Source organism: Thiomonas sp. TH-17 (genome assembly GCF_057473305.1).
This window is the reverse complement of the sequence record NZ_JBYCKI010000055.1, coordinates 1-3,013: the sequence shown is the minus strand read 5'-3', so window position 1 is coordinate 3,013 and position 3,013 is coordinate 1. Positions and strand designations below refer to the sequence as shown.

Annotated in this window: 2 protein-coding genes and 2 tRNA genes; all 4 read right to left on the bottom strand. The window is 64.1% G+C overall.

The annotated features are described in order from the left end of the window. A partial coding sequence (locus AC2VLV_RS03720; RefSeq protein WP_486988693.1) for an N-6 DNA methylase occupies positions 1-1,822 on the bottom strand: 1,822 nt, incomplete at its 3' end. A gap of 100 nt (positions 1,823-1,922) precedes the next feature. Further along, positions 1,923-2,621 carry a hypothetical protein gene (locus tag AC2VLV_RS03715; RefSeq protein ID WP_486988692.1) on the bottom strand — a complete coding sequence of 233 codons (699 nt, stop codon included), beginning with the start codon at positions 2,619-2,621 and terminating at the stop codon, positions 1,923-1,925. Positions 2,622-2,728: 107 nt separating this feature from the next. Continuing rightward, positions 2,729-2,805, bottom strand: a tRNA-Arg gene (locus AC2VLV_RS03710). A 120-nt stretch (positions 2,806-2,925) separates the two neighbouring features. Then, positions 2,926-3,002, bottom strand: a tRNA-Arg gene (locus tag AC2VLV_RS03705). Positions 3,003-3,013 lie beyond the last annotated feature (11 nt).

Below are 3,013 nucleotides of genomic sequence, written 5' to 3'. Positions count from 1 at the left end.
TCTTCTTGCTGTTGCCGTGCAGGTCGAGCAAGTACAGTGCATCGAAGCTCTGCATCAGGCTCTGACGCATGCCGCGGAACGTGGGGTTGTCCAGGTAGCCGTGGTTGGTGACAAAGGCGAGGATGCCGTGGCCGGTCTGCTCGATACGCCACTGCGCAAAGCGGATGAACTTCACGTAGTCGTCGTTGAGCCATTTCGGATTGCGTTCGCCAAGCGGCTTGCCGTCGCAGGCGAAGTAGTTGCCGGTTTTCTGGCCGGTGAGCGCGTCGTGGCCGCGCAGCAAGCCGGCAATCCACGCGCCTGTGTTGGCCGAGTGCCCCGAATACGGCGGGTTGCCCAGCACCACCATGACCGGCGCCTCACGCTTGACCAAGCCTGCGGCGCGTGATTCCTCGGCCAGCCACTGCGTGAACAGCGGCATGCCGGTCAGTTCGTGGGCTTCCTCCAGCGAGTTCGTGAGGTACACGCCCAGGCGCTGGTCGCTGGCGAAGTCGTAGCCGGACTGCTCCAACTCCAGGCCCAGCTTCATGTGTGCCACCGCGTAGGGCGCCATCAGCAACTCGAAGCCGAACAGGCGCGGCAGCAGGTGCTCGGCCACGTAGCCAGGCCAGGCGCCGGCGTTGCCTTCGAAGTGTGCGCGGATCCGCTGGATCACTGCATACAGGAAGGTGCCGGTGCCAGTGGCGGGATCGAGGATCTGCAGGCGGTGCGTCTCGAAGGACTCCATGCCGCCGCCCGGCTTCGGGCGCTTGAGCTTGACCTTGGCGGCGTGTGCCAGGCCGTCGGTCAGCTTGAACTCGCGCAGCAGGAGGTGCTCGACGCTGCGCACGATCCAGTTCACCACCGGCTCGGGTGTGTAGTACACGCCACGCGCCTCACGCATGGCTGAGTCGTAGGCGGCGAGGAAGGTCTCGTAGAAGTGCACCACGGGATCCTCTTGCCGTGTGCGCTGACCGAAGGTCTCGAGGATGCTCGCGATGTCGGCGCGCGCCAGTAGCTCCGCCAACTGGTCCACGGCCCAGGCGATGCGATCATCGAGATCAGGCCCGGCGATGCTGTTGAACATGCGCCGCAGGAAGGGGTTGGTTCTGGGCAGCGCGGTGGCGGCGCTCTGGCGGGTGAAGCCCGCCGCCGGCGCGTTGCAGCGCGCGGCGAACAGGCCATAGCACAACGTCTGCGCGTACATGTCGGCGAACTGTGCAGGGGTGAGCGAGTCAATCAGCACCTTGCGGAACGCCTCAAGCTGGCCGTGCAGTTCGCCGGCCTCGCCTTCACCGCTGAAGGTGCGTTCGATCAGGGTGCGGATCAGGCGCGCAAGCGCGGCCATCCGCCGGGCCAGTTCAGCCGGCGAGGCGGCCAGTGGAATGTCGGCCTCGAGGAACTGCCCGAGTAGCTGGGCGACTTCGGAAGCGGCATCGGCGTTCCAGCGGATGCGGCCATCCCGGCCGGGGCGCGGCAGCGAGGCCTTGAGCTTCAGATCGCCACCGAGGTACCAGCGGAATTCGAGGTAGTCGGTGAGGATCAGGTTGCCCAGCGAATCGCGGTAGCGACCGAGTTGCTCGCTACGCTCGACCTCGTTGAGGTTGGCGCCGACATCCTTGGCCTCGACGTAGCCCAGCGGCACCGTGCCGCGGGCGATCACGTAGTCGGGAGCGCCGCAGGCGATCCGGCGCGGCTCGTTGACTGCCTGCACGGCGGGATCGCCGGCTACGGCCTCCAGCATCGCCTTCAGCGCAGGGCGGTGCGTGTGCTCGGTGGCGTCGCCGCGCTTGAGGGATGCCTCGATCGCGGCCAGGTAGTCCTTGAGCGGGTTTCGATCCATCGTGCGGGCCGAGTGGAGTTGAGGCGCTGACGATACTGTATCGAGAGCGCTTCAGAAGCTCGGCAGGAGCAAGGGCCGATTGCCTTGCAACGCGGCACCTTCAAGCGAGGCGTTGCGGAATGGCGCGCGGTGCAGGTGGCGGGGTGCGTCCCAGCTTCACATAGAGATGGTTGTTCAAGAGCACCGGAATCCCGCGGCAGGCAATGTCAAGATGCCGGTCGGTCCACGCGCCTGAGAAGGCGCCATCCGTAATATGTGCCGTCAGCTTGTTGGCAAATTCAAAGATCGCAACGATCGCGCTCTCGGCCTCTTCGCGCGGGCCATCGTAGGCTTCATACACCTGCTCTGGAGATACCTTCGCCAGTTCTTGGCCTGCCGTCGAATAGTGCTCAATCGCAATGTCCCCAGGAAGACGGTGCTGGACTTGCGCGAGTCGTCCTTTCTTCACTGCCAGGCCGAGGAACTCGAGCAGGGCTCGCGCATGAACGACGCCGACTTCGATCATCGGATTTGCGATGGCGGCGACGTTGCAACCAAGTACTGGTTTGCCTTCAACGAGAACCTGCACGGCACGCGGCTCCTCGCTTTCACCGAGCCAATCCCAGGCAAACCGGAGGGTTTCGATGGCTTGTAGACGATAGGGGATCCAGCGCTCGAGCACGTCGTCGAGGTTCATCATTATCAGCCCCAGCGTCTTCTGAAAACTGAAAAAGTGCCCCACGCGGATCAGGGCGAGGATGGTAGTAGCGCAGATGGCCAAGTCCGCCGTGCCCAACTGGTGCCCAAGCGCGCTGTCCATCCCACGATAAATCGGCGACCATCCGGCATCCCGTGCCCAACCTGTGCCCAACCATGCCCGAAAAAGCCGACTTATTCACAGGTTGATGTTTTGTAAGTGCTTGAAAATGGCGGCCCCGGCCCGATTCGAACGGGCGACCTTTCCCTTAGGAGGGGAACGCTCTATCCAGCTGAGCTACGGGGCCACGGTGGCGTGCCGGCGATTCTGCCATGCCGCGTGCGTTGCTGGCCGCGTCCATGTTAGATGCGCTTGTCCAATAAACCAAAGGCCAGCGCTCGGGCTGGCCTTTGGTTTGGGTAACAAGTGGCGCGCCCGGAGAGATTCGAACTCCCGACCACCAAGTTCGTAGCCTGGTGCTCTATCCAGCTGAGCTACGGGCGCGCAGCCCGCGG

Excerpts from the sequence above, each read along its gene's own strand:
- AC2VLV_RS03715 (WP_486988692.1), bottom strand. The coding sequence starts at position 2,621 with ATGGACAGCGCGCTTGGGCACCAGTTGGGCACGGCGGACTTGGCCATC.